At 62.0% G+C, this 24,962-nt stretch carries 26 protein-coding genes; 16 read left to right on the forward strand and 10 right to left on the reverse strand.

Annotated elements, in window-relative coordinates; genetic code table 11:
* Positions 1–186 precede the first annotated feature (186 nt).
* On the forward strand, positions 187–2,607 hold the full coding sequence (locus tag BLL36_RS10160; protein WP_076951296.1) for a TonB-dependent siderophore receptor: 2,421 nt from the start codon (positions 187–189) through the stop codon (positions 2,605–2,607).
* Positions 2,608–2,830: 223 nt separating this feature from the next.
* Positions 2,831–4,276: a D-alanyl-D-alanine carboxypeptidase/D-alanyl-D-alanine endopeptidase gene (dacB, locus tag BLL36_RS10165; protein ID WP_076951297.1), complete on the forward strand. Its 1,446-nt coding sequence runs from the start codon at positions 2,831–2,833 to the stop codon at positions 4,274–4,276.
* 1 nt (position 4,277) lies between these two features.
* Here the strand turns inward: dacB and BLL36_RS10170 are convergent, their stop codons facing one another.
* On the reverse strand, positions 4,278–5,057 hold the full coding sequence (locus tag BLL36_RS10170) for an IclR family transcriptional regulator (RefSeq protein WP_076951298.1): 780 nt from the start codon (positions 5,055–5,057) through the stop codon (positions 4,278–4,280).
* A 120-nt stretch (positions 5,058–5,177) separates the two neighbouring features.
* Between BLL36_RS10170 and hmgA the strand changes: the two genes are divergently transcribed.
* Genes hmgA through maiA form a run of 3 tightly spaced genes read left to right on the forward strand, consistent with a single transcriptional unit; the run spans position 5,178 to position 8,398 of the window.
* A complete protein-coding gene (gene hmgA, locus BLL36_RS10175) occupies positions 5,178–6,461 on the forward strand; it encodes a homogentisate 1,2-dioxygenase (RefSeq protein ID WP_076951299.1) in 1,284 nt (427 codons plus the stop codon).
* Between the two features lie 3 nt (positions 6,462–6,464).
* Positions 6,465–7,751: a fumarylacetoacetase gene (gene fahA, locus BLL36_RS10180; RefSeq protein WP_076951300.1), complete on the forward strand. Its 1,287-nt coding sequence runs from the start codon at positions 6,465–6,467 to the stop codon at positions 7,749–7,751.
* 11 nt (positions 7,752–7,762) lie between these two features.
* On the forward strand, positions 7,763–8,398 hold the full coding sequence (maiA, locus tag BLL36_RS10185) for a maleylacetoacetate isomerase (protein WP_076951301.1): 636 nt from the start codon (positions 7,763–7,765) through the stop codon (positions 8,396–8,398).
* Between the two features lie 435 nt (positions 8,399–8,833).
* Here maiA and BLL36_RS10190 read toward each other — a convergent pair whose 3' ends face one another.
* The gene (locus BLL36_RS10190; protein ID WP_076951302.1) at positions 8,834–9,637 is read right to left on the reverse strand and encodes a SirB1 family protein; all 804 of its coding nucleotides are present in this window, start codon (positions 9,635–9,637) and stop codon (positions 8,834–8,836) included.
* Between the two features lie 187 nt (positions 9,638–9,824).
* Here BLL36_RS10190 and BLL36_RS10195 point away from each other — a divergent pair, with 187 nt between their 5' ends.
* Positions 9,825–10,844: a Leu/Phe/Val dehydrogenase gene (locus BLL36_RS10195; protein ID WP_076951303.1), complete on the forward strand. Its 1,020-nt coding sequence runs from the start codon at positions 9,825–9,827 to the stop codon at positions 10,842–10,844.
* Between the two features lie 55 nt (positions 10,845–10,899).
* Here the strand turns inward: BLL36_RS10195 and BLL36_RS10200 are convergent, their stop codons facing one another.
* Positions 10,900–11,160 (reverse strand): YebG family protein, encoded by a 261-nt coding sequence (locus tag BLL36_RS10200; protein ID WP_012722374.1) that lies wholly within the window; start codon positions 11,158–11,160, stop codon positions 10,900–10,902.
* A 272-nt stretch (positions 11,161–11,432) separates the two neighbouring features.
* On the opposite strand from BLL36_RS10200, the gene BLL36_RS10205 reads away from it, so the two are divergent.
* The 3 genes from BLL36_RS10205 (at position 11,433) to BLL36_RS10215 (ending at position 12,668) form a co-directional block, all read left to right on the forward strand.
* Positions 11,433–11,693, forward strand: coding sequence for a DUF6124 family protein (locus BLL36_RS10205; RefSeq protein WP_076951304.1), 261 nt, complete (start codon positions 11,433–11,435; stop codon positions 11,691–11,693).
* Between the two features lie 185 nt (positions 11,694–11,878).
* Positions 11,879–12,061: a type II toxin-antitoxin system RelB family antitoxin gene (gene relB, locus BLL36_RS10210; protein WP_076951305.1), complete on the forward strand. Its 183-nt coding sequence runs from the start codon at positions 11,879–11,881 to the stop codon at positions 12,059–12,061.
* A gap of 118 nt (positions 12,062–12,179) precedes the next feature.
* Positions 12,180–12,668 (forward strand): phosphate-starvation-inducible protein PsiE, encoded by a 489-nt coding sequence (locus BLL36_RS10215; RefSeq protein WP_076951306.1) that lies wholly within the window; start codon positions 12,180–12,182, stop codon positions 12,666–12,668.
* Here the strand turns inward: BLL36_RS10215 and BLL36_RS10220 are convergent.
* On the reverse strand, positions 12,665–12,979 hold the full coding sequence (locus tag BLL36_RS10220; protein WP_076951307.1) for a DUF3509 domain-containing protein: 315 nt from the start codon (positions 12,977–12,979) through the stop codon (positions 12,665–12,667). The genes BLL36_RS10215 and BLL36_RS10220 overlap by 4 nt on opposite strands.
* A gap of 584 nt (positions 12,980–13,563) precedes the next feature.
* Between BLL36_RS10220 and BLL36_RS10225 the strand changes: the two genes are divergently transcribed.
* Positions 13,564–13,974, forward strand: a complete 411-nt coding sequence (locus BLL36_RS10225) for an HPF/RaiA family ribosome-associated protein (protein WP_076951308.1) — start codon at positions 13,564–13,566, stop codon at positions 13,972–13,974.
* Positions 13,975–14,040: 66 nt separating this feature from the next.
* Here BLL36_RS10225 and fecA read toward each other — a convergent pair whose 3' ends face one another.
* The 3 genes from fecA to BLL36_RS10240 form a co-directional block, all read right to left on the reverse strand.
* Complete coding sequence (gene fecA / locus BLL36_RS10230; protein ID WP_076951309.1) at positions 14,041–16,377, reverse strand: TonB-dependent Fe(3+) dicitrate receptor FecA; 2,337 nt, start codon at positions 16,375–16,377, stop codon at positions 14,041–14,043.
* Positions 16,378–16,467: 90 nt separating this feature from the next.
* Positions 16,468–17,409: a FecR domain-containing protein gene (locus tag BLL36_RS10235; protein WP_076951310.1), complete on the reverse strand. Its 942-nt coding sequence runs from the start codon at positions 17,407–17,409 to the stop codon at positions 16,468–16,470.
* Positions 17,406–17,894 (reverse strand): sigma-70 family RNA polymerase sigma factor, encoded by a 489-nt coding sequence (locus BLL36_RS10240; protein ID WP_076951311.1) that lies wholly within the window; start codon positions 17,892–17,894, stop codon positions 17,406–17,408. The genes BLL36_RS10235 and BLL36_RS10240 overlap by 4 nt, the downstream gene beginning before the upstream one ends.
* A gap of 182 nt (positions 17,895–18,076) precedes the next feature.
* On the opposite strand from BLL36_RS10240, the gene BLL36_RS10245 reads away from it, so the two are divergent.
* From BLL36_RS10245 to BLL36_RS10265, 5 genes are read left to right on the forward strand one after another with little or no spacing between them, the layout of a single operon-like run.
* Positions 18,077–18,376, forward strand: a complete 300-nt coding sequence (locus BLL36_RS10245) for a DUF3649 domain-containing protein (RefSeq protein ID WP_076951312.1) — start codon at positions 18,077–18,079, stop codon at positions 18,374–18,376.
* Positions 18,373–19,947 (forward strand): PepSY-associated TM helix domain-containing protein, encoded by a 1,575-nt coding sequence (locus BLL36_RS10250; RefSeq protein WP_076951313.1) that lies wholly within the window; start codon positions 18,373–18,375, stop codon positions 19,945–19,947. Before BLL36_RS10245 ends, BLL36_RS10250 begins: the two co-directional genes overlap by 4 nt.
* Positions 19,948–20,274, forward strand: coding sequence for a DUF3325 domain-containing protein (locus BLL36_RS10255; protein WP_076951314.1), 327 nt, complete (start codon positions 19,948–19,950; stop codon positions 20,272–20,274).
* A 7-nt stretch (positions 20,275–20,281) separates the two neighbouring features.
* Positions 20,282–20,860, forward strand: coding sequence for an RNA polymerase sigma factor (locus tag BLL36_RS10260; RefSeq protein WP_076951315.1), 579 nt, complete (start codon positions 20,282–20,284; stop codon positions 20,858–20,860).
* Entirely contained in the window at positions 20,857–21,834 is a 978-nt protein-coding gene (locus tag BLL36_RS10265) for a FecR family protein (protein ID WP_076951316.1), read from the forward strand. The genes BLL36_RS10260 and BLL36_RS10265 overlap by 4 nt, the downstream gene beginning before the upstream one ends.
* Here BLL36_RS10265 and BLL36_RS10270 read toward each other — a convergent pair whose 3' ends face one another.
* The gene (locus tag BLL36_RS10270; RefSeq protein WP_076951317.1) at positions 21,835–22,185 is read right to left on the reverse strand and encodes a glutaredoxin family protein; all 351 of its coding nucleotides are present in this window, start codon (positions 22,183–22,185) and stop codon (positions 21,835–21,837) included. It lies immediately after the preceding gene.
* Positions 22,185–23,189, reverse strand: coding sequence for a nucleoid-associated protein YejK (gene yejK / locus BLL36_RS10275; protein ID WP_076951318.1), 1,005 nt, complete (start codon positions 23,187–23,189; stop codon positions 22,185–22,187). The genes BLL36_RS10270 and yejK overlap by 1 nt, the downstream gene beginning before the upstream one ends.
* A gap of 396 nt (positions 23,190–23,585) precedes the next feature.
* Here yejK and BLL36_RS10280 point away from each other — a divergent pair, with 396 nt between their 5' ends.
* Positions 23,586–23,867, forward strand: a complete 282-nt coding sequence (locus BLL36_RS10280) for an HU family DNA-binding protein (RefSeq protein ID WP_003188840.1) — start codon at positions 23,586–23,588, stop codon at positions 23,865–23,867.
* A 75-nt stretch (positions 23,868–23,942) separates the two neighbouring features.
* Here the strand turns inward: BLL36_RS10280 and rlmF are convergent, their stop codons facing one another.
* Positions 23,943–24,962, reverse strand: a complete 1,020-nt coding sequence (rlmF, locus tag BLL36_RS10285; protein ID WP_076951319.1) for a 23S rRNA (adenine(1618)-N(6))-methyltransferase RlmF — start codon at positions 24,960–24,962, stop codon at positions 23,943–23,945.

Below are 24,962 nucleotides of genomic sequence, written 5' to 3' on the forward strand. Positions count from 1 at the left end.
CGTCTGCTTCTAAAGCGGGACGCGGAGCGTCCCAATAGGCATTACCACGCGGAGCGTGGGAACGATCTGTGCGATTTGCGAAAATTATTTTGGAAATCAGGTGAGGTAAACCTGCCGCTCACTCGTGTAGTGCTTGAAACTGCGATCAATTCGCATTAACAGCTTTTCTACACGGGTTCTCACAGCATGAAGTCGACGGCGGGCGGTTGGGTTAAACAGTGGTTGGGCGCCTCGGTTTTGGCGGTATCGGGGCTGGCGTTACTGCCCCTGGGCACGGCATGGGCGCAAGAGCAACAAAGCGCCCAGTTCAACTTTGCCTTGGCCGCCAAACCGCTGCCCCAGGCCCTGAGTGATTTCAGCCGCGTGACCGGGATCAGCGTGATCTACACCGATGAAGCACCCTACGGGCTGAACGCGCCTGCGGTCAGCGGCCGGATGAGTGCACCCCAGGCCCTGCAACGCCTGCTCGGCAACAGCGGCTTTACCTTCCGCCAGATCGATGCGCGCACCCTGGCCCTCGAGCCCGTGCCCACCGACGGCGCGGTCAACCTGGGCGCCACCACCATCAGTGGCGTTGGCCAGCAAACCCAGGACACCACCAGCTATCAGCCGCCACCCACCAGTTCGGTGATGCGTTCGCGCGCGCCGCTGCTGGAAACCCCGCAAACCGTCAACGTGGTGCCGGCCCAAGTGCTGCGCGACCAGACCCCGCGCAACCTGGATGACGCCCTGGGCAATATCAGCGGCATCACCCAGGCCAACACCTTGGCCAGTACCCAGGACGCGGTGATGCTGCGCGGCTTTGGCGACAACCGTAACGGCTCGATCATGCGCGACGGCATGCCGGTGGTGCAGGGCCGTGCGCTGAACGCCACCGCCGAGCGCGTCGAGGTGCTCAAAGGCCCGTCGTCGTTGCTGTACGGCATCCAGGATCCGGGCGGCGTGGTGAATATCGTCAGCAAAAAGCCTGAACTGGTGCAGTCCACCGCCCTGACCGTACGCGGCTCCACCTTCGGCGACGGCAAGAACGGCAGCGGCGGCAGCCTCGACACCACCGGCCCGATTGGCGACAGCGGCCTGGCGTACCGGCTGATCGTCGATCATGAAGACGAAGACTACTGGCGCAACTTCGGCACACACCGCGAGACGCTGGTGGCGCCGTCCCTGGCCTGGTTCGGCGACAGCACCCGACTGCTGTTCGCCTACGAGCACCGCGAATTTCTCTCGCCGTTCGACCGGGGCACCGCCATCGACAAGTCCAATCACCCGCTGGACATCCCTTCCACCCGCCGCCTGGATGAACCCTTCAACAACATGGAGGGCCGGTCCGACCTGTACCGCTTCGAAGCCGACCATGACCTGAATGACGACTGGAAGGCCCACTTCGGCTACAGCTGGAACCGCGAAACCTACGACGCCAGCCAAGTGCGCGTCAGTGCCGTGAATACCAACGGCACCCTGACGCGCAGGATGGATGGCACCCAGGGCGCGATCACCACCGACCGCTTCACCACCGCCAGCCTTGAAGGCAAGGTCAATGTGTTCGGCCTGCAGAACGACCTGGTGTTCGGCCTGGACGACGAATACCGCAAAACCTACCGCGCCGACCTGATCCGCCAGAACTCGCGCGGCACCTTCAACTACAACAATCCGGTGTACGGCAACGAAGTCGCGGGCACCACCGTCAGCGCCGCCGACAGCGCCCAGACCGATCTGCTGCGCAGCGACTCGCTGTTCTTCCAGGACGCGATTCACCTCACCGACCAATGGATTTTCGTCGCCGGTGCGCGCTATCAGATGTACGACCAGTACGCCGGCAAGGGCGTGCCGTTCAAGGCCAATACCGACGGCAACGGCCAGGCTTGGGTGCCGCGCGCCGGCCTGGTGTATCGCTACACCGACGAACTGTCGTTCTACGGTAGCTACACCGAGTCGTTCAAACCCAACTCCACGATCGCAGCGCTGAACGACGGCAGCACCTTGACCGGCGACCTCACGCCGGAGGAGTCCAAATCGTGGGAACTGGGGGCCAAGCTCGATATACCAGGGCGCATTACCGCCAGCGCGGCGTTGTTCACGATCAACAAGCGTAACGTGCTGGTGTCGGTGGGTTCCGGCGCAAACACGGTCTACAGCATCGCCGGCCAGGTCCGCTCCCGGGGCCTGGAACTCGACGCCAGCGGCCAGTTGACCGACCAGTGGAGCCTGATCGGCAGCTACGCCTACACCGACGCCGAAGACATCAAGGACAATGACCCAACGCTTGAAGGCAACCGCCTGCAAAACGTCGCCAAGCACACCGGCTCGCTGTCGGTGGCTTATGATTTCGGCAACGTGTTTGGCGGCGATCAATTGCGAGTGGGCACGGGTGCGCGGTATGTCGGCGAACGCGCAGGCGATGCGGCCAACGACTTCAACCTGCCGGGCTACACGGTGGCGGATGCGTTCGCCACCTACGACACCCGGATCGATGGGCAGAAGGTCAAGTTCCAGCTCAACGTGAAGAACCTGTTCGACCGCACCTATTACACCTCGGCGGCGAGCCGGTTTTTTGTGTCGTTGGGCGATGCGCGGCAGGTGTCGCTTTCAAGCACCCTGGAATTCTAACGTTCGATAGACATCCTGTGGCAAGCGGGCTTGTTGTGGCGAGCGGGCTTGCCCCGCGTTGGGGTGCGAAGCGCCCCCAATAAATACGAATGCGGTGTATCAGATACGCCTCTGCGCCTGGTTTGGGGCTGCTTCGCAGCCCAACGCGGGGCAAGCCCGCTCGCCACAAGGGGTAGGAGCTGCTAGCGTTGCAGGCACTGATTGTTTGGCGGAAAAAATATTGATGCACTTTGGACGATGGCTACACCTGCTGTGCTTTAGCTTTTTACTCGGCGGCTGCGCCAGCGTTTCGCAAACCTCCACCCCGGCGATCCTCGATCAGTTGCTGGCCGATCCGGCGCTGCAAGGCGCCACCGTCTCCCTGACGGTGCGCGACGCCCGCACCGGCTACACCCTCTATCAGCACAACCCGAACACGCGCCTGGTTCCCGCGTCCAACCTGAAATTGCTGACCACGGTGGCGGCGATGGATGTGTTGGGCCCGCAGTACCGGTTCTCGACCCAGTTGTTAAGCAACGGTACACAACAAGGCGAGCGCCTGAGCGGCAATCTTTACCTGCGCGGCCTGGGCGACCCGACCACGCAGTTTGCCGATTACCAGGCGCTGGCCGCACAACTGGCCAGCCTGGGCGTGCGCCAGGTGCAAGGCGACCTGGTGTTCGATGACACCTGGTTCGACGCTGAACGCCTGGGGATCGATTGGGCCCAGGACGACGAAAGCACCTACTACGGCGCGCAGATTTCCGCGCTGACCGTGTCGCCCAATACGGATTTCGATGCCGGTACCTTGCTCGTCACCGCCACAGCGCCGGGAGGGCTCGGCCAGCCTGTCAGCGTCCAGCTGTTTCCTTCCACCGATTACGTGCAAATCAACAATCGTGCGGTCAGCGGCCCGGGTGACACCTACAGTGTCACCCGCCAGCACGGCACCAACCTGCTGCAACTCACGGGCGCGCTGGCACCGGGCAAGCAACGCCGGGAGTGGGTCAGCGTGTGGGAACCGACGCAACTGGTGGCCAATCTGTTCGAACAGGCGCTGGTGCAGCAGGGCATCAAAGTGCTGGGCCGGCGCGTAATCGGCGGGACAAGCCCGACCAACGCGACGCTCCTGGCAGAACACCAATCGGCGCCGTTGCAGGCGCTGATCACGCCACTGCTCAAACTCTCCAACAACAACATGTCCGAAGCGCTGCTCAAGGCCATGGGGCGCAAGACCGCCAATGCGGGCACCGCTCAGGCAGGCGTGGCAGCGGTGGCGGCGTTCATGGAACGCCAGGGGCTGGACCCGGCGGCACTGAGCCAGGTGGACGGCTCGGGCCTGTCGCGGCGCAACCTGGTGTCGTCGCAGCACCTGAGCGACCTGCTGCTGGCGACCGCCCGGCAGCCCTGGTTCAACACCTGGTACAACGCCTTGCCGATTGCCGGCAACGCGGACCGCATGACCGGTGGCAGCCTGCGTTATCGCCTGCGCGGGACGGCCGCCGAGAACAACCTGCATGGCAAGACCGGCTCCATGGCCGGCGTGTCATCGTTGAGCGGCTACCTCACCGATGCCGAGGGACGGCGTCTGGTGTTTTCAATGATCAGCAACAATTACCTGGGCGACGCCGCGCCGATCCGAGCCCTGGAAGATCGCGTAGCCCTGACCCTCGCGACCTGGCGCTACTGACTCAGGGCTGATAGCCCATCCGCCAGCTGACGGCCCGGGTGGCTGCCAGCAAACGCTGCGCCGCCGGGCCGTCTTCATCGGCATGGAACAACGAGGTAGGGCCGACCACCGTCATCACGGCGGCCACTTGCCCGATAGCGTTGAATACCGGCGCCGACAGCGCATCCACGCCGGGCATCAACAGGCCATGCACAAAATGCAGGCCACGGGCGCGAATCTGTTCGCACGTGGTGGCGTAGGCCCGGTCGTCCACCAGCGCGTGGGCGGTACCGGCCTGAATCTCGCGCTCCCGCAATTCGACGGTTTCCCGGGTCGGCAGGAAAGCGCTGAACACCAGCCCGGTGGACGAACTGAGCAGCGGCAGCACCGAACCCAACTGCGTCACCACCGTCACCGCGCGCACCGCCGGCTCGATCTGCACGACCGTTGCGCCCTGGTTGCCCCACACCGCCAGAAAGCACGTTTCATTGAGCTCATCGCGCAGCTCCGCCAGGGGCAGGGCGCCGACTTTCAATACGTCCATGCTGCCCAGCGCCGCCAGCCCCACGCGCAAGGCTTCGCGGCCCAGGCCGTAATGGTTGGTGGCGGCGTTCTGCTCGGCAAAGCCTGAGGCAATCAGCGCCTGCAAATACCGGTGCACCTTGCTGGCGGGCATCTGCACATGGTCGGCCAGGCGCGACAGCGACGTGGCGGGCGACAGTTCGGCCAGGGCCTTGAGGATGTCGGTGCCCACTTCGGCCGAGCGGACTTTCTGTTTACCGGTGTCGCGGGGCTTTTCCATGGAGGGGCGAGAATCCGAGAGATGAATGGGCGTCTTTATAGCTTGACGGTGGATAGCGATCAAATTACGTTGTGCGTAACTGGATTACGATAAAAACAACTTCCTTGCAGAGGATGGTCCATGAACCTCGAATACCTGTCGGGCTTCGGCAATGAATTTGCCAGCGAAGCCTTGCCCGGCGCCTTGCCGGTCGGCCAGAACTCACCGCAAAAAGCGCCTTACGGGCTGTACACCGAACTATTCTCCGGCACCGCCTTTACCATGCCGCGCAGCGAAGCCCGCCGGACCTGGCTGTACCGCATCCAGCCGTCGGCCAATCACCCTGCGTTCGTCAAGCTTGAGCGCCAGTTGGCCGGTGGACCGTTGGGGGCCGTGACGCCCAATCGCTTGCGCTGGAATCCACTGGATATTCCCGGCGAGCCGACGGACTTTATCGACGGCCTTGCACGCATGGTTGCCAACGCCGCGTCGGAACACCCCGCAGGCATCAGCATCTACAATTACCGCGCCAACCGTTCGATGCAGCGCGTGTTTTTCAACGCCGATGGCGAACTGCTGATCGTTCCCGAGCAAGGTCGCCTGCGCATTGCCACGGAGTTGGGCGTGCTGGAGGTGGCGCCGCTGGAGATCGTCGTGTTGCCGCGAGGCCTCAAGTTTCGCGTCGAGCTGCTCGATGCCCAGGCGCGTGGTTACGTTGCCGAGAACCATGGTGCGCCATTGCGCCTGCCGGACCTGGGGCCCATCGGTAGCAACGGCTTGGCCAACCCGCGCGACTTTCTCACGCCGGTCGCCCGCTACGAAGACCTGAAGCAACCTACGACGCTGGTGCAGAAATTCCTTGGCGAACTCTGGGCCTGTGAGCTGGACCATTCGCCGCTCAACGTCGTCGCTTGGCACGGTAACAATGTGCCGTACAAATATGACCTGCGTCGTTTCAACACGATTGGCACCGTCAGCTTCGATCACCCGGACCCGTCGATCTTCACCGTGTTGACCTCGCCCACCAGCGTGCACGGCTTGGCCAACCTGGACTTCGTGATCTTCCCGCCGCGCTGGATGGTGGCCGAGAACACCTTCCGCCCGCCGTGGTTCCACCGCAACCTGATGAACGAATACATGGGCCTGATCCAGGGCGCCTACGACGCCAAGGCCGAAGGCTTCCTGCCCGGCGGCGCGTCGCTGCACAGCTGCATGAGCGCCCACGGCCCGGACGGCGAAACCTGCACCAAAGCCATCAATGTCGAGCTGGCGCCGCACAAGATCGATAACACCATGGCCTTCATGTTCGAGACCAGCCAAGTGCTGCGTCCCACGCAGTTCGCCCTGGAATGCGCGCAACTGCAAACCACTTATGACGCGTGCTGGGCCTCGCTGCCTGCCACCTTCAACCCGAACCGGAGATGATCCATGACGCAGCCAACCCTTACCCGCAGCTGGGTAGCCTCCGCCAATGGCCACTCGGATTTCCCCTTGCAGAACCTGCCGCTGGGGGTGTTCAGCATCAACGGGGCGGCACCGCGCAGTGGCGTGGCGATCGGCGATTCGATCCTCGACCTTCATGCGGCTATAGACGCGTTCGAAGGTGACGCGCGGCGCGCTGTCGAAGCGACGGCCGGCGGCCAACTGAACCGCTTTTTCGAACTGGGCCGTGGTCCACGCGTGGCCTTGCGCGAGCGCCTGCTGGAACTGCTGGCCGAAGGCAGCACGTTGCAGACGCGTGAGGCGCAGGTGCTGCACCGCGCCGCCGATTGCCAGATGCACCTGCCGGCAAAGATCAATGACTACACCGACTTCTACGTCGGTATCGAACACGCGCAGAACGTCGGCAAACTGTTTCGCCCCGATAACCCTCTGCTGCCCAACTACAAGTACGTGCCGATTGGCTACCACGGCCGCGCCTCGACCATTCGCCCCTCGGGCACCGATGTGCGTCGCCCCAAAGGCCAGACCCTGCCCGCCGGCCAGTCCGAGCCGACGTTTGGCCCATGCGCGCGCCTGGACTACGAACTGGAACTGGGTATCTGGATCGGCCAGGGCAATGAGATGGGCGATTCGATTGCCATTGGTGACGCGGCCGATCATATCGCCGGTTTCTGCCTGCTCAATGACTGGTCAGCGCGGGATATCCAGGCGTGGGAATACCAACCGCTGGGGCCGTTCCTGTCGAAAAGCTTCATCACCACCATTTCGCCCTGGGTCGTCACCGCTGAAGCCCTGGCGCCGTTTCGCAAGGCGCAACCGCCACGGCCAGACGGTGATCCGCAACCGCTGCCGTACCTGCTGGACCCACGTGACCAGGCCGCCGGTGCCCTGGATATCGAGCTGGAAGTGCTGCTGACCACCGCCGCGATGCGCGAACAGCACCTGCCGGCCCATCGCCTGGCCTTGAGCAACAGCCTGCATATGTACTGGACCGTCGCACAGCTGGTGGCGCACCACAGCGTCAACGGCTGCCAGTTGCAGGCCGGCGATCTGTTTGGCTCGGGCACCTTGTCCGGCCCGCAGATGGGGCAGTTCGGCAGCCTGCTGGAAATGACCGAGGGCGGTAAAAAAGTCGTGGAGTTGCCGTCCGGCGAAGTGCGCAAGTTCCTTGAGGATGGCGACGAAATCATCCTGCGTGCCCGCTGCAGCCGCGAGGGTTTTGCCTCCATTGGCTTCGGCGAATGCCGCGGCACCGTGGTCGCGGCGCGTTAAGAGGGCAGGGCATGGAACTCTATACCTACTACCGTTCCACCGCATCGTACCGGGTGCGCATTGCCCTGGCGCTCAAGGGGCTGGATTTCACCGCCGTGCCGGTCAACCTGCTGGTGCCGGCGGGCGGTGCGAATCGCCAACCCGAGTACCTGGCGATCAACCCGCAGGGCCGTGTGCCGGCGTTGCGCACGGATGAAGGGGCGCTGTTAATTCAGTCGCTGGCGATCATCGAGTACCTGGAGGAGCGTTATCCACAGGTGCCGCTGCTCTCCAGGGACCTGGCGGCCCGCGCCCATGAACGGGCAATCGCGGCGCTCATCGCCTGTGATATTCATCCGCTGCACAACTCCAGTACCCAGAACTTGCTGCGCCAGTGGGGGCACGATGAAGCGCAGGTGCTGGAATGGATCGGCCATTGGGTCAGCCAGGGGCTGGCTGCGGTGGAGCAGTTGATTGACGATGAGGGCTTTTGCCTGGGCGACCGGCCGGGGCTGGCCGATGCGTTTCTTATACCCCAGCTGTATGCGGCGCAGCGTTTCAAGGTGCCGTTGGCCGCGTACCCACGGATTGGGAGGGTGGCGGCATTGGCGGCGCAGCATCCGGCGTTCATTCAGGCGCACCCTGCGAACCAGCCTGATACACCCTGAATCAATGTGGGCTGGCTTCAAAGCCGACAGGTATCGAGCTGGCGAAACGCGGGGGACATGTGGGAGCGGGCTTGCCCGCGATGGCGATAGGTATCTACACATTTTTGTAGTGAGCGGGCTTGTCCCGCGCTGGGCTGCGAAGCGGCCCCAAACCAGGCGAATTGGGTTTGTCTGAAACTGCGCGGTGTCTTTATTGGCGCGGCTTCGCCACCCAGCGCGGGACAAGCCCGCTCACTACAGGGAGATTTTTCAGCCTTTGAACGTTGTGTAGATACCTATGCCGCGATGGTGGTGGACTAGTCACAGATGCGGTGGCAGATACACCGCCTTCGCAGGCAAGCCAGCTCCCACAGCGATCGTGGGTGTTCGCTCTTTTAGCAGCCAATACAAGCCCACACACTTAAATCCCAGCAGGCCAGACAAGCCAGCTGGGTGTCAATGCACCACTGAGTTGGGAGGCAAGTGCCCCAGGCGCTCGGTCAGGCGCAGGCGTTGGATCGGGTCTTCGCTGAGCATCAGCGCGTGTTCCAGGTCGAAGCGTTCGGCGTTGGGGCAGTCCAGGCGCTGGTACAGGCTGGCCCGCGCCAGGTAATCGGCGGCGCTGGCGTTGCCCAGCTCCAGTACGCGTTCGGCATCGACCAGGGCCTGCAGCGGGGCGTCGTTGGAAAGGTGCAGTTGCCGCAGGTTGCGTGACAGCCGTTGCAGGATCGAACGCGGGTTAGCGGTGAGCAGGTGGTCGGCCTGTAGCTTGAGGTTGGGGCCGTACTGGCGCTGCAACAGGTCGCGGCAATCATTGGGGTACAGGCGCCGGCCGCCGCACGGGTCCAGCACGTGATCAGCGCCGGGGACCCGAAGCAGGAAATGGCCGGGGAAGTTAACGCCCACCATCGGAATATCGAGGCGTCGCGCCAGTTCCAGGGCAATCAGCCCCATGGCCAAGGGCTGTCCGCGTTTGCGCTGCAGCACTTTGTCCAGCAGGGCAGCGGCGGGGCGCAGAGGGGTGAATTCATCCTGGGCAAATCCCAGGTCATTCAGGCGCCGCAACAGCGGTTGGCCCAGTTCATGCGCCGGCAGCAAAGGCATGCCCAGGCTGACCTGCTGTTGCAGCGAGATCAGCTCCTGCAGCACCAACAAAGGCTGCACCGTCGGGTCATGCTCGGCAGCGATCCACAATGCGGCTTCAAACACCGCAGGCGGGGAGCGTTCCAGGCAGGCGAAAAAAGCTTTGCGGGGATTCATTGCATTCTCCGGCGGATGCCCCCGTTTTAGCCTTGCTGGGAATTTTCGTCCAGTGGCTTGGAAAATATCTGGCGTGCTTATGTCGCAAATCCTGCCAAAACGGGCTTCTTATTCCAGCGTGCTCCGACAGTTTTTTGCCGCAAGCCTATACTTGGCCCACTACCAGAAGTGATTCGGGAGCTTGACGATGTTTGCTCTCATGCACAGCACCCGCCTTGAATCGCTGCACCTGAGTGTCGACCCGGCCACCGGGCTCAAAGCGGTCATCGCCATCCATAACAGCCGCCTGGGGCCTGCCCTCGGTGGCTGTCGTTATCTTGCCTACCCCGACGACGAAAGTGCCGTGGCCGATGCCGCGCGCCTGGCCCAGGGCATGAGCTACAAGGCTGCCCTGGCCGGTTTGCCCATCGGCGGCGGCACGGCGGTCATCATCCGCCCCGCGCACGTGGAAAACCGCGCCGCGCTGTTTGAAGCCTTCGGCCGCTGCATCGAGCAACTCGACGGCCGCTACATCACCGCCACCGACAGCGGCACCTCGGTGGCCGACATGGACTGCATCGCCCAGCACACCCGCTATGTCACCAGCACCAGCGCCGCCGGCGACCCCTCGTCCCACACCGCCATGGGCGTGTTCACCGGCATCCGCGCCACCGCCATGGCCCGCCTGGGCAGCGACAACCTCGAGGGCCTGCGCGTTGCCATCCAGGGCCTGGGCAATGTCGGCTACGCCTTGGCCGAGCAGCTGCACGCCGCCGGCGCCGAACTGCTGGTGAGCGACATCGACCACGGCAAAGTGCAACTGGCCATGGAGCAACTGGGCGCGCACCCCATCGCCAACGATGCCTTGCTCAGCACGCCATGCGACATCCTCGCACCCTGCGGCCTCGGCGCCGTGCTAAACCGCCAGAGCGTCGGCCAACTGCGCTGCGCCGCCGTGGCCGGGTCCGCCAGTGCGCAACTGACCAACCTGCCGGTCGCCGACCAACTGGAAGGGCGTGGCATCCTCTACGCACCCGACTACGTGATCAACTCCGGCGGCCTGATCTATGTCGCCCTCAAGCACAGCGGGGCCGAACTGCCGACCATCACCGCGCACTTGTCCAACATCGGCACGCGCCTCACCGAAATCTTCGCCCACGCCCAGGCCGAAAAACGCTCACCCGCACGGGTGGCCGATGAACTGGCTGAGCGCCTGCTGTACCGATAACCAGGTATTAAAAAGGCCCTGAATCATGGATTCAGGGCCTGTTCAATTCGGGCTTTTATTCCGCTGGTGCGTTGAGCAACTCGGACAGCGCGTCCGGCTGGCTCTTGAACGCCTTGGCAAACACATCGCGATTCTTCGCCATGTAGATCCCGGCTTCTTCCACCTGCTGTTCGCTCAGGGACGGCACGGCTTTTTGCAACACCTCTGCCAGCAACTCAGCGAGTTCAAGCATCTTGTCATGACGGTCAGCTTCGGCTTTATCCATGAACAAACGCTCCAGATCTCGGCTGCTGCGGTATACCACTTCGACGGCCATTCACCACCTCACATGCCTTCACGATAGTTGTCTATTGCGACTACTGTATTTATATACAGCGAAAAGGGTAAGCCAAACCAGAGCGTTTGGGTAGCAGTTTTTTAATGTAGTCGGGAAATGGGGGTTTGCTACAAGGGAAATTTCTGACGATACGTTGAGGTTGCCGCGTAATCCTACAGTGGCTTACCTTTTCCGGGCCTTGCAAACGCAAGGCCGAGCTTGGCGGCTCGACACGAAAAGGAGAACTTTTTAATGACCACCGGAGCCGCACCATGGAAAGCAATACTCCCCGTTCCGCCGCCGCATTAGATTCAGAGCCGTCTACCACGTTATTCAGCGTCACGCCTGAAGCTGATACAGAAACCTTGCTGGCCAATGCCAGCGAAACCCTGAGCAGCGCCCGTGAAATGGCCAATACGCTGGCATTCGACTTGGAAGGTCCGCCGCGAAGTCTTGTACTAGCCATTCACCAATTGGTAGAGATGAGCGGCTTGTTGGTTGACCGTGCGCTGGAGCAAGTCGCACCTGCGTAAAATCACACCGATGTTTTTGCCGAGCGAGCTTGTTGTGGCGAGCGAGCTTGCTCGCGTTGGGCTGCGAAGCAGCCCCAATTCAGGCGAAGGTGTTCTTCCAGATAAACCTGGGTGACAGGTTTCGGAGGCGCTTCGCACCTCAACGGGAGCAAGCTCCCTCGCCACAGAATAGGTGTACATACCTTATGAAAACTGAATCTTCTGAAATTTCCCATCACCAGGATCCCGATGCGTCCTACGACTTTTGGTTTCGAACCAAGGTGCAAGAAGCCTTGGATGACCCGAGCGCAGGTATCCCCCATGAGCAAGTCATGATCGAAATGCAAGCGTTGATCGAAGCCAAGCGTTCAACCTATCAACCCGATTAAGTGCCTCATGTCACGCGGCCACCATCTCACTTCCCTGGCTGGCCTTTTTTCTGCATGCAGAACAACCGTCACGTCCAACCCGCATTATCCGGTCGAACCGACCTAAGGAAGCAACATCGTGAAAATCAACTGGGCCGACAGGCTACGCCAGCAAGTACATGCTCTGGCCGAGTCCCTGGGTAATCTGTTTGTCGAGTCGTTCCACTACCTGGCGCTGTTCGCCATCGGTGCGGTGACGGCCTGGGCGGCGGTGATGGAGTTTTTGGGGATGCTCGAAAACGGGCACATCAAGATCGACGACATCTTGCTGCTGTTCATCTACCTGGAATTGGGCGCCATGGTCGGGATCTATTTCAAGACCAACCACATGCCCGTGCGCTTCCTGATCTACGTGGCAATCACCGCGCTGACCCGTTTGCTGATCTCCAACGTGTCCCACCACAACCCGCCAGACGTGGGAATCATCTACCTGTGCGGTGGGATTCTGCTGCTGGCATTTGCAATCCTGGTGGTGCGCTACGCATCGTCGGCCTTCCCGTCGGTGAAGGTCGAAGGCCCGCGCCGCAAAGGGCAGGCGAGCCTGGAAACCGAAAAGGGCGAGCTTTAAAGCCCGACGCTGAACGGCAGGGCGCGGGTGGAGGGTTGCGGCGGCACCGTGTGATCGCCATCCGTCATCACCGTCAGGATTTCCATGGCGCTGTGGCCCTGTTCGATGGCGATGCCGAACTGGATACTCTGCACCAGGCGTTTGAGCCGTTTGGGATCGTTGCGCTGTTCGGCGCTGATCATGCGTTTGGCCACCACGCCTTGATCGTTGGAGAGGGTCAGCATGATGCTGCCGTCCAGCCGCTGGATGCTCAGGTTGACACGGTATTGCGGGGTGAATGTGTCGGTGATGATCTGAAAAGGATTGTCCATGGTGCGTTACCGCCTGATAAGAACATGCAGTCATTGACGACCGGTGTCGGGATTAGTTCGCATTGCCTGACCACCGGCCACTTCGTCGCTGAGGGTTCACAAAGTCCGTTTGCCCCATGGCTGTACAGCAAAGGGCGTGCCGTACAACGAGCTATCTGCCAGCGGAATGCCAATGTGGGAGCGGGCTTGCTCGCGAATGCTGTGTGCCGGTCAATGAATACTTGGCTGACACACCGTATTCGCGAGCAAGCCCGCTCCCACATTGTTCTGTGTTGTCTCTGGGTGGGTGTTCCATTTCAGGGCGGTGCGCAGAAAACGATCGCAGACAGCGCAAAGCGGATGGCAGCCATCAACAAGAGGGGGGAATTGCGAGGATTTTGGGGCATAAGAAGATGTAACTAACTCCCCACCCTAACAGCGTTTACGCTTGTCGTCAGGCTTAATTTGTAATGTGGGATTTATCTTTGAAAAGGGGTTGAATTGTTTCAGCAGGTGCTCAATTGTGTAATCAAGAGGTCATGGTTTCACCACCCCGGTGTAGCAGTTGTGACCTCTCGCGAGCTAGCTGAAATAAGGGAAGAACTATGCAAATCCAAGTCAATAGCGATAACCATATTGAAAGCAGCATCCGACTGGAGGAGTGGGTACGAACTACCATTGAGAGCACGCTCGAACGTTACGAAGAAGACCTGACCCGAGTGGAGGTCTACCTGCGGGATGAGAACGGCGACAAGCCAGGTCCCCACGATTTAAGTTGCCGCCTGGAAGCGCGCCCAAAAGGTCATCAAGCGCTGTCGGTCCTGCACAAGGCCGATACCCTGGAACAGGCGATCGACGGTGCGGCCACCAAGCTGGAGCACGCGTTGGAGCATCTATTTGGCAAACTGCAAGGCAAGCCCCGCGCTGCCGGGAAAAGCCAGCCAACCACCAAAGTCAACGAAGATGAGCTTGAGCAGGAGTTTCTGGAAAAAGAACGTGCCGTGTTCAACGGCTGACCGTTTTCTCACGCTTGACTAAAAAACGGGCCTGCATTTGCAGGCCCGTTTTCGTTTAAGGTGGTTTTAGAACGCGATGGAAGTCTGCACATAGACCGTGCGCGGCTCGCCCACGTATTTGCCCTTGTTGTTATCGTCGAACGAACGGGTGAAGTACTGGGTGTTGAAGATGTTTTTCACCCCGACCGCCACATTCAAATCCGACAACTTCGGGCCGAAGTCATACGCCGCGCGGCTGCTGAACAGCATGTAGCCAGGGATGCGTCCGTTGGCACCGTCGGCAGTTTCCCTTTGGGTGTTGGCGTTGTCGGCGAACTGGCTGCTCTGGTAACTGCTGTCCAGGTTGAGCTTCCAGCGGCCTTCGGTATACCCCACGCCCAAGGTGCCTTTGTGCTTGGACGAGAAGGGCACGCGGTTGCCTTTGTTCGGGCCGTCTTCGCGGATGGTGGCGTCGACATAGGCGTAAGTGGCGTACACATCAAAGCCGGCCAGCGCGGGGCTTAAGCCATCGAGTGCGTAGTTGATGCTGGTCTCGATCCCCTGGTGGCGCGTTTCGCCGCGGGCAATCACCGAATCGTTGGTCTGGTTGCTTTCGTACTGGTTGTCGAAGTTGATCAGGAACGCACCGATTTCCGCGCGCAGGGTGCCGTCGTCGTAGCGGGTACCCAGTTCCCAGGTGCGGGCCTTTTCCGGTTTCACTTCGCCGCTGGTCACGCGGTTCGGCATCTGGCTGTACTGCACGCTGCCGAACGAGCCTTCGGTGTTGGCGTAGAGGTTCCAGCTGTCGGTGAGAAGGTAGAGCACGTTCAGCGCAGGCAACGCGGTGTTGTAGTCGCCCTTGTATTTGACGTTAGTCAGGTTGTTGGTCTGTTGCGACTCGATCATCTCGTAGCGAATGCCCGGCGTGATGGTCCACTTGCCGATATCTATCCGGTCGTCGATGAAGAATGCATTGGCTTCGGTGCCGCCACGGGTGTCGCGGTCGTTGCGGCTGTCGGTGCTGGGGATCTGCTGGTTGGCGGCAATCGGCGTGCGGTAGCGCAGCTCGTGGCCCGCCTCGTTGATGTAGCGGTAGCCGACGCCCACTTCGTGGCTGGTCGGGCCCAGGTCAAAGCCTTGGGCGAAGCGGGTCTCGATGCCGCGCACCCAATATTCACGCGGGGACAGTGACAGGAAAGTGCCCTGGTCCAGATAACCGCTGCGCAACGTCTTGGTGAAGAAGCTGTTGATGGTGAATTCGCGACGGTCCTGCTCATAGCGATAGCCGACGTTGAACATCGTGCGGCGGCCCCAGAACTTGTCGTAGGCGCGGGTGGACTGATACGGGTCGGCCTTGTAGTCCGCAACGTTCAAGCCGCCGGGCATATCGGCCTGGCCTTCGTAGTACTGCGCCATGGCGTTGAAGCTGTTGGCGTCGTCGAGCTGGTATTTGCCCTTGAGGATCAGGTCGTCGATACGCGTGCCGCTGTTTTCGCGCCAGTCGCCGCCACGGGTGCCGGAGTACAACAGCGCACCGCCCAGGCCATTGTCGGCGGTGCCACCCGCGAGCAGGTTGCCGGTGGTCTTGAAGCCATCATGGCTGGAGGAAGGGCTGGTCTCGGTCTGCAAGCCGCCTTTGACGGTGGGCGCATCCGGAATCGCGCGGGTCACGAAGTTGACCACGCCGCCGACGTTCTGCGGGCCGTAGCGCACGGCGCCGCCGCCGCGTACGACGTCGACGGCGTCCATGTTGCCCATGCTGATGGGCGCGAATGAAAGCTGCGGCTGGCCATACGGTGCGAAAGGCACCGGGATGCCGTCCATCAGCACCGTGGAACGCGACGCCAGGCGCGGGTTGAGGCCGCGAATGCCGAAGTTCAGCGCCATGTCATGGCTGCCGGTGCCGTTGTTATCCGGGGCGTTGACGCCGGGGATGCGGTTGAGCACATCCTTGGCCTGGGTGGCGCCCTGGCGCTCGAATTCTTCGCGGCGGATCACATCGCGCGCACCGGGGTGTTCGAACACATTGGTCTGCGCCGCGTCGCCGAGCCAGTCGCCGACGACACTGGAGGTGCCCAACTCGATACTGGCCGGTGCCGTGGCCGGCTGCAGGCTGTAGGCATTATCACCCTCGGCGCGCGCCTGCAGGCCGGTGCCTTCCAGCAGTTTCTGCAGGCCATCCGCCGCGCTGTAATTGCCGGACAACCCACGGCTCTGCATGCCCGCCGTGATCTCGGAACCGAAGGAAATCAACACGCCGGCTTCACGCCCGAATTGATTCAGCGCGGCTTCAAGCGAGCTCGGGGCGATGTGATACGGCTTGGCGTCGGCCGCCATCACTGGGGGCAGCACGGTAAGACTGAGGCTGGCGCCGAGCAGGAGTTGGCGCACGGTGCGGGCTAGAAGCGTCGGTTGCTGGGGCATGAAGAGCGGTCCTGAGAAGGAAAGATCAAGGTGGCTTGCCTTCTCTGTCACGCGAGGTGTGGAAAACGGCTCACAAATTTCGAAAAAAATTCAGGCGCTTGCCTGGACCGTCACCCAGTAGCGGGTAAAGCGTCGCACCTTGACCGGCAAGCTCACTTCCAGCAGATCGAGAATGCGCTCGCTGTCGTCCAGCGGGTAGCTGCCGGATATCAGCAGGTCGGCCACCTGTGGATCACAATTGAGCTGGCCGCGGCGGTAGCGGCCGAGTTCGCCGAGGAAATCTTCCAGGCGCATGTGGGCGGCAACCAGCATGCCGTCGGCCCAGGCGCCACTGTTGGTGTCGGTGGGACGCGGGGTGTCCCAGCCTTTGCGCGTGACATTGACCTGGTGCGAGGCCAGGACTGTCAGCGGTAGGCCGCTGTAAATGTTGGGCATCACGTCGACGCGCCCACCTAACACCGCCAGTTGCGTGTGATCGCTGAACTGCCGCACGTTCAAGCGCGCCGCCTGGCTGGTGAGCAGGCCCTGGCCGGTCAGCACCTGCAGCGGTGCGTTGCCGGCGGCGCCGGTCAATAGGATCTCACCTTGAAGCAGGCGGACCAGGCGCTGCTGGCCGTCGAAATGCACATCCACCGCACTGCCGGTGTTGAGCTGCAACTGGCTGCCGTCGGCCAGTTGCACCTTGCGTCGCTGGCCGACCGGGCTGCGGTAATCGGCGCTCAGTGGTGGCAGTAGATGTTGCTGGCGCAGGCTCCAGGCGGCGGCCGAGCCGGCACCCAGGATCAACAGCAGTTTCAGGGCCTTGCGCCGGCTGGTGGACGTCGGCGCGTTCAGGGCCGCGTGGGCCAGCCCGGAGGGCATGCCGCGCAGGCGCTGGTTGACGCGCTGCATGTGGTCCCAGGCGCGCTGGTGGTCGCTGTGGGCGTTCAACCAATGCTGCCAGGCCGCCTGCTGGCGCGGGTTGAGGGCGCCTTGCTGCATTTCCATCAGCCAGTGCACGGCTTGTTCGGCGACTTGAGTAGAAACATTCATAGGGCGAAATAGCAGCGCATGGCCGCTTTGTTCAGGTGGCGTTTGACGGTGGCGATGGAAATGCCCAATTCAGCGCCAATCTGCGCGTAGGTCAGGCCATCGAGTTGAGCCAGCAGGAAGGCGCGCTTGACCTGGGTCGGCAAGCCGTCGAGCAGTTGATCCAGTTCGAGCAGGGTTTGCAGGATGATTGCGCGTTCTTCTTCCGACGGCGCCACGTGTTCGGGCATTTGCGCCAATGCATCGAGGTAGGCGCGCTCCAGGTCCTGGCGGCGATAGAAGTTGAACAGCACGCGCTTGGCGACGGTGGTGAGGAACGCGCGGGGCTCGATCAACGTCGGCGTTTCCCGAGCGGTGAGCACGCGGATGAAGGTATCCTGCGCCAGGTCGGCGGCACTTTCCGGGCAGCCGAGCTTGCGTCGCAACCAGCCGGTGAGCCAGTGGTGGTGGTCGTTGTACAGAACTTCGACGGTGTTGGACGGGCTCAACTGGAACGCTCCGCTGGCATCGGCATGCTTTAGAGAACAAGAATTGTTCTCATTGTAGGGGGCGCGAGGGGCTTCGGCAATCCTGCATCTCATTAAGTGGCGCAGGCGATTCATCCGTTCTGTTTTGCTTATGAGAATATTTATCATTAATATTGTGGGCTGATGAACCTGGCGCCTCCCGCATGAAAAGCAAAACCTTGCCTGTCTCCTATCGCCTCGCCGTTACCTCGCGCGTGCTGGCTGCCGTCATCGGTGGTTATCTGATGGCTTCCCTGGCCAGCATCTGCCTGGCGCTGTGGATGCCCACTTCCCGCGCCGACGCCGTGATCACCGGGATGATGAGTTCATTCGTGTTCTATCTGTTGGCCGTGCTCTGGTGTTTCGCCTGCCGCAGCGCCGTGCGCGCCTGGTTCGGTGTGATGCTGCCGAGCGCGGCATTTGCCACGCTGGCGGGGCTGGGTTTTTGGATGGCGCGCACATGAAAGAGGGCTTTCGCCAGGCCATGGCCTGGTTGCATACCTGGGCCGGGTTGATCTTCGGCTGGCTGCTGTTCGCGATTTTCCTGACGGGCACCCTGGCGTATTTCAAGGATGAAATCAGCCACTGGATGCAGCCGGAAGTGCAGGCCCATCCCCTGGACGATGCGCGCAGCCTGACCGTCGCCCAAACCTATTTGCAGCAAGTGGCGCCCACGGCCGCGCGCTGGTTTATCACCCTGCCGGACAGCCGCGATCCCGGCCTGTCGGTGATGTGGCAAGACAAGGTCGACCCCGGCAAACGCGGCAATTTCGTGCGCAAAACCCTCGACCCGGTTACCGGCCAGGCTGTGGAGGCCCGTGAAAGCATGGGCGGCGAATTTTTCTACCGTTTCCACTTCCAACTGCAAATGCCGCATCCCTGGGGCCGCTGGCTGTCGACCATCGCCGCGATGGTGATGTTTGTCGCGTTGATCAGCGGGATCATCACCCATAAGAAAATCTTCAAGGACTTCTTCACCTTCCGCCCCCGCAAAGGCCAGCGTTCATGGCTCGACGGGCATAACGCGGTGGGCGTGCTGGTGTTGCCGTTTCACTTGATGATCACCTACAGCAGCCTGGTGATTTTCATGAGCATGGTGATGCCGGCGCCGATCCTGGCCTCGTATGGCAACGACACCCGCGCCTTCTTCAGCGAGGTGTTCCCGGCCACCGACAATGCGCCGGCGCTCGGACAGCCTGGGCAGTTGAAGCCGCTGGTGCCAATGTACGAACAGGCGCGCGAGCACTGGGCGGGCGGACACGTCGGGCGGCTGGCGGTGAACAACCCGAGTGATGTGAACGCCTCGGTCAATGTGTTCCGCGCCGGTTCCGACAGCGTCGTGCATGACTTCGGCACTACGGTGTCCTTCAACGGCAACACGGGCGAGCTGCTGCGGGTCAGTGGCGAGCCGTCGCTGCCTGCGGTGATCGGCGGCAGTTTCTACGGGTTGCATATGGGCCATTTCGCCGGTCCGGTGTTGCGCTGGTTGTACTTTATCTGCGGCCTGGCGGGCACGGCGATGATCGGCACCGGGCTGGTGATCTGGCTCGGCAAACGCCAGCTCAAGCACGTCAAAGCCGCGTCGATGCCATTTGAGTTGCGGCTGGTGGAAGTACTGAATATCGCCAGCATGTCCGGGCTGATGATCGCCATTGCGGCGTTTTTCTGGGCCAACCGTTTGTTGCCGGTGAGCTTCGCCGAGCGTTCTGGCTGGGAAGTGCAAAGCTTTTTTATCGCCTGGGGCCTGAGCCTGTTGCACGCCATGTTGCGTCGCGGCCGCCAGGGGTGGGTCGAGCAACTGAGCATCGGCGCGCTGCTGTTTATCGCCATCCCGCTGCTCAATGCGCTGACCACCTCGCATCACTTGGGTGTTTCACTGGCGACCGGCGACTGGGCCATGGCCGGCTTCGACCTGACCTGCCTGGCCAGCGGCGTGTTCCTCGGCTGGGCCGCCTGGAAGATGCAGCATCGCACCGCGCCGCACGCCAAGGCTGAGCGCGCGCGGCCGTTGGCGCTCAAGCAGGGGGTGAACTGAATGCTCCTCGCATTGCTGATGTGTTACGCCGGCTTCGTGGCACTGTGCCTGTCTACCGACCGTCACCATGGCGAACTGCTGCACAGCAAACCGTCGCCGCGTCGGCGCCTGGGCTTGCGTGTGCTGGGATGGTTGCTGCTGACCGTGGCGATCTGGCCGGCAGTCACTGTCGCCGGTTGGGGCCAGGGCTTGGTGCAGTGGTGCGCCGTATTGATGCTCAGCGCATTGCTGCTGGTGCTGCTGCTGCCGTATCGGCCAAGGCTCGCGTTGATCCTGGCGGGCGTCGGCCTGCTGGCCAGTCCCGTTGCGGCCTTCGCTACCCTCTGAGCCACCGATGATGATCAGCACCCCACCCGAATCCCAGGACAGCCAGCACGCTGAGCCGGCAGGTGGGCGTGCGCATTTCCTGCAGGTGTTCCTGTCCCAGCGTTCACAGATGGAAGCCTTGGTGAATCGCCGCGTGGGCTGCCGCGCCACGGCGGCCGACCTGGTGCAGGACTTGTTCCTGCGCTTCTGGCGCCGACCGTTGGTGCAGGTCGAAGAACTCAGCACCTACCTGTTGCGTTGCGCTGGCAATATCGCCATCGACCACCTGCGCAGCGAAGGCGCACGTGTACGTAGCAGCGAAGGCTGGCTGCCCGAACAGCACGGCAATCAGGGCTGCGAACCCCAGGCGGCGCTGGAAGCCGGCAATGATCTGCGCCACGTCGAGGCCGCGTTGCGCAGCTTGCCGGAACGTACGCGGCAGATCTTCCTGCTCAACCGTATCCATGGCCGCAAGTACGCAGAGATCGCCAAGGCCATGGGCCTGTCCCAAAGCGCGGTGGAAAAACATATGATGCGCGCGCTCGAAGCCTGCAAAGCCAGCCTTCGCGAACCATCGACCCCACGCACGCCAGGGAATGCACCGTGAACGTCACCCCCACGCCTGACCAGGAACACGCCGCGCTGGCCTGGCTGAGCCGGCTGCACGACCAACCCAGCAGCGCCGACCAAGCCACCTTCAGCCACTGGCTGCGGGCGGACCCTGCGCATGTCGAGGCTTATTCGCGGGCGCAGGTGCTGTGGGAGCTGAGCGAAGTGCCAGCGCGAACACTGGCGGACGAGGAGGCGCTGGCGCTGCAGGGCTACCTCAAGGCGATGAACACATCGAAGCGCTCACGGACGCTGCGTTGGTCCGGCGCGCTGGCGATGGCGGCCTGCCTGATGCTGATGATCGCCACGGGCGCCGGCTGGCAGCCGTCACGTTGGGTCGATGACTTTGGCGCCGATTACGTGACGGCGCCGGGGGAGGTCAAGACCGTCACACTGGCCGACAACTCCCGGGTCACCCTCGATGCCGACAGCGCCATTGCCGTCAACTTCAGCCAGGGTGAGCGGCATATCCAGCTGCGCCGTGGCGCCGGTTTCTTCAGCGTGGCCCACACCGGTGAGCCTTTCGTCGTGGAGGCCGGCAACGGTGAGGCGCGGGTGCTGGGGACGCAATTCGAAGTGCGCCTGCAACCGGCGGGGGCTCAGGTAACGGTGCTTTCCGGGCGGGTTGGCGTGGCGCCATCCAGGCAGGGCCGGCAGCAAATTCTTACAGCAGGACAGCAAGTGGCTTACGCCGACGGCATCGCCGACCCGCTGCACGCGGTCGACAGCGAAGCCCGCCTGGCCTGGCGCGATGGCTGGCTCAACTATTACAAGGCGCCCCTGGCCGACGTGCTCAAGGACCTCGAGCGTTACTACCCGGGTCGCATCCTGTTGCTCAACGGCGAGTTGGGCGCCCGGCGCGTCAGCGGCAGCTTCCCGAGCAAAGACCCGCAGGCGGTGCTCAATGCCTTGCAGGCTGTGCTGGGGTTCGAGCAGCACAGCTTACTGGGCCGGATGATTGTGCTGCGCTGATTACTCCAGCGCGGCCATGATCTTCTCGGGGCTGTAGTCGCGGATCAAAGTGCCGTTGACCGCCACGAATGGAATCCCGCCACCGCCCAACGCCTCATACGCCTTGCGCGCCTGGGCATCCTTCTCGATATCGAACACTTGGTAGGGGATGCCCTTCTGGTCCAGGAAGCGGCGGATCTGCTTGCAGTAGCCGCACCACTCGGTGGCATACAGCGTCACCCGCGCTGAAGCGCGGATCTGCTGCGAAACCACCTGCGACGGGTTGAATACCCGCTCGATCTTGCCCCAGTTCTGGATCACCACCACGACCAGCAACACCAGCAGGACTTTCTTGAAAACCCCGCCAAGCATCAGTTACGGCGCTTGAGCTGGTCGGTCAGTTGGGTTGGCAGGCCCTTGATGATCAAGGTGCCGGCAGCTTCGTCGTACTCGATCTTGTCGCCCAGCAGGTGCGCTTCAAAGCTGATGGACAAGCCCTCGGCGCGGCCGGTGAAGCGGCGGAACTGGTTGAGCGTGCGTTTATCCGCCGGGATTTCCGGCGACAGGCCGTAATCCTTGTTGCGGATATGGTCGTAGAACGCCTTCGGCCGATCTTCATCGATCAAGCCGGACAGTTCTTCCAGACCCATGGGCTCGCCGAGCTTGGCCTGGCTGCTGGCGTAGTCCACCAGGGTCTTGGTTTTCTCGCGGGCGGATTCATCCGGCAGGTCTTCGCTCTCGACGAAGTCACTGAAGGCCTTGAGCAGGGTGCGGGTCTCGCCCGGGCCGTCGACGCCTTCCTGGCAGCCGATGAAGTCACGGAAGTATTCCGAGACTTTCTTGCCATTCTTGCCTTTGATGAATGAGATGTACTGCTTGGACTGCTTGTTGTTCTGCCACTCGGAGACGTTGATGCGCGCCGCCAGGTGCAACTGGCCCAGGTCCAGGTGGCGCGACGGGGTCACGTCCAGCTCGTCGGTCACCGCCACGCCTTCGCTGTGGTGCAGCAGGGCAATGGCCAGGTAATCGGTCATGCCTTGCTGATAGTGGGCAAACAGCACGTGGCCGCCGACGGAGAGGTTGGATTCTTCCATCAGTTTCTGCAGGTGTTCCACTGCCGTGCGGCTGAAGGTGGTGAAATCCTGCCCGCCGTCGAAGTATTCCTTCAACCAGCCGCTGAACGGGTGCGCGCCGGACTCGGCATGGAAGAAACCCCAGGCCTTGCCTTGTTTGGCGTTATAGCTCTCGTTGAGGTCGGCAAGCATGTTCTCGATGGCGGCCGACTCGGCAAGCTCGGAGTCGCGGGCGTGGAGAACCGCAGGTGTGCCGTCGGGTTTTTTGTCGATCAGGTGGACGATGCAATGACGGATCGGCATAGGCTTCTCGGCTGGTTGAAGGGGAGCGGTGGGCCTCCCCAAAAAGTCGCCCAGTGTACCGCACCCATTGGCCAAGACACGCCTGGAAGGCGGTTTTGGCCGCCGTCCGACGGGCGATATGCCTTTTTTTCACGGTTTAGAGCGATAAAGCTGACCAAATGGGTAGGTAGAAGCGGATATTTCCCCGTCTCTGTGCTAGTTTTGCCCCGTCTTACGCCAAGTCTCGGCGATAAGCGTGCATTCAGCATCTGTCAGGTCGAACCAATCCCCGTTTCAAGCATCTATAACCCCGATCTCCGTGGTTATAGCCGGGGGTGCCAGGCCTTGACGGTCGGGCTCGATGGCTGACACTGCACTCTGCAATCCATATGAATTTGATAGGGAAGGAACACCACAATGGCTATTACTAAAGACCAACTGATCGCTGACCTGGCTGAAGCAGTAGACGCACCGAAAACCACCGTGCGCGCTCTGCTGGACCAACTGAGCCAAGTTGTTGCTGATCAGCTGGAAAACGGCGGCGAAATCACTTTGCCAGGCGTTGGCAAACTGAAAGTGACCGAGCGTCCTGCCCGTACTGGCCGTAACCCTTCGACTGGCGCTGCCATCGAAATCGCTGCCAAGAAAGTTATCAAGCTGGTTGTGGCCAAAGGCCTGACCGACGCTGTTAACAAGTAAGACGCAGCAAAAAAAACCGTGCTCCGGAGCGATCCGGGCACGGTTTTTTGTTGCCTGCGGTTCTGTGATAAAGGGTTAGTCGCGAACCCAGCGCTGACGCCAGATCTGCTGTTCGTTCTTGGTCTGGAAGGTCCAGGCCACAAAGCGGCTTTGCTTCTGGCCCTGGGACATCTCCACCACATGGCTTTCCAGCACGCCGGCTTTTTTCAGGGCGGTCTCGATCACCGGCAAGTTCGATGCCTTTGACACCAGGGTGCTGAACCACAGCACCTTGTGGGCAAAGTGCGCACTCTCGGCGATCAACTGCGTCACAAAGCGCGCTTCACCGCCTGGGCACCAGAGCTCGGCCGACTGGCCACCGAAGTTCAGTACCGGCAATTTGCGTTTCGGGTCAGCCTTGCCCAGGGCGCGCCATTTGCGCTCGCTGCCCTTGGTCGCTTCTTCCATGGACGCGTGGAACGGCGGGTTGCACATGGTCAGGTCAAAGCGTTCACCCGGCTCCATCAGGCCCAACAGGATGTGCTTGGGGTTGGCTTGCAGGCGCAATTGGATGACCTTGCTCAGGTCGTTGGACTGCACGATGGCCTTGGCGGCGGCCACGGCGGTAGGGTCGACTTCCGAGCCGAGGAAGTTCCAGCGGTACTCCATGTAGCCAATCAGCGGGTAGACGCAGTTGGCGCCCATGCCGATGTCCAGCACCTTGACGATCGACCCGCGCGGGATCTTGCCTTCATTGGTGCTGGCCAGCAGGTCGGCGAGGAAGTGCACGTAGTCGGCACGGCCTGGCACCGGCGGGCACAGGTAATCGGCCGGGATGTCCCAATGCTGGATGCCATAGAACGACTTGAGCAACGCCCGGTTGAACACCCGCACCGCATCGGGGCTGGCGAAGTCGATACTTTCCTTGCCGTAGGGGTTGATGATCACGAATTGCGCCAGTTCCGGCGTGGTCTTGATCAGCGCCGGGAAGTCGTAACGGCCTGTGTGGCGGTTGCGCGGGTGCAGGGTGGCCTCTTTGCGCGGTGCGACGGGTTTGGCCGTGGCTGCGGTCTTAGGCTTCTTGCGCGGAGGTTTTGGCGTAGTGGGGGCGGTCAT

Source organism: Pseudomonas cedrina subsp. cedrina (genome assembly GCF_001983175.1).
GTDB lineage: Bacteria > Pseudomonadota > Gammaproteobacteria > Pseudomonadales > Pseudomonadaceae > Aquipseudomonas > Aquipseudomonas cedrina.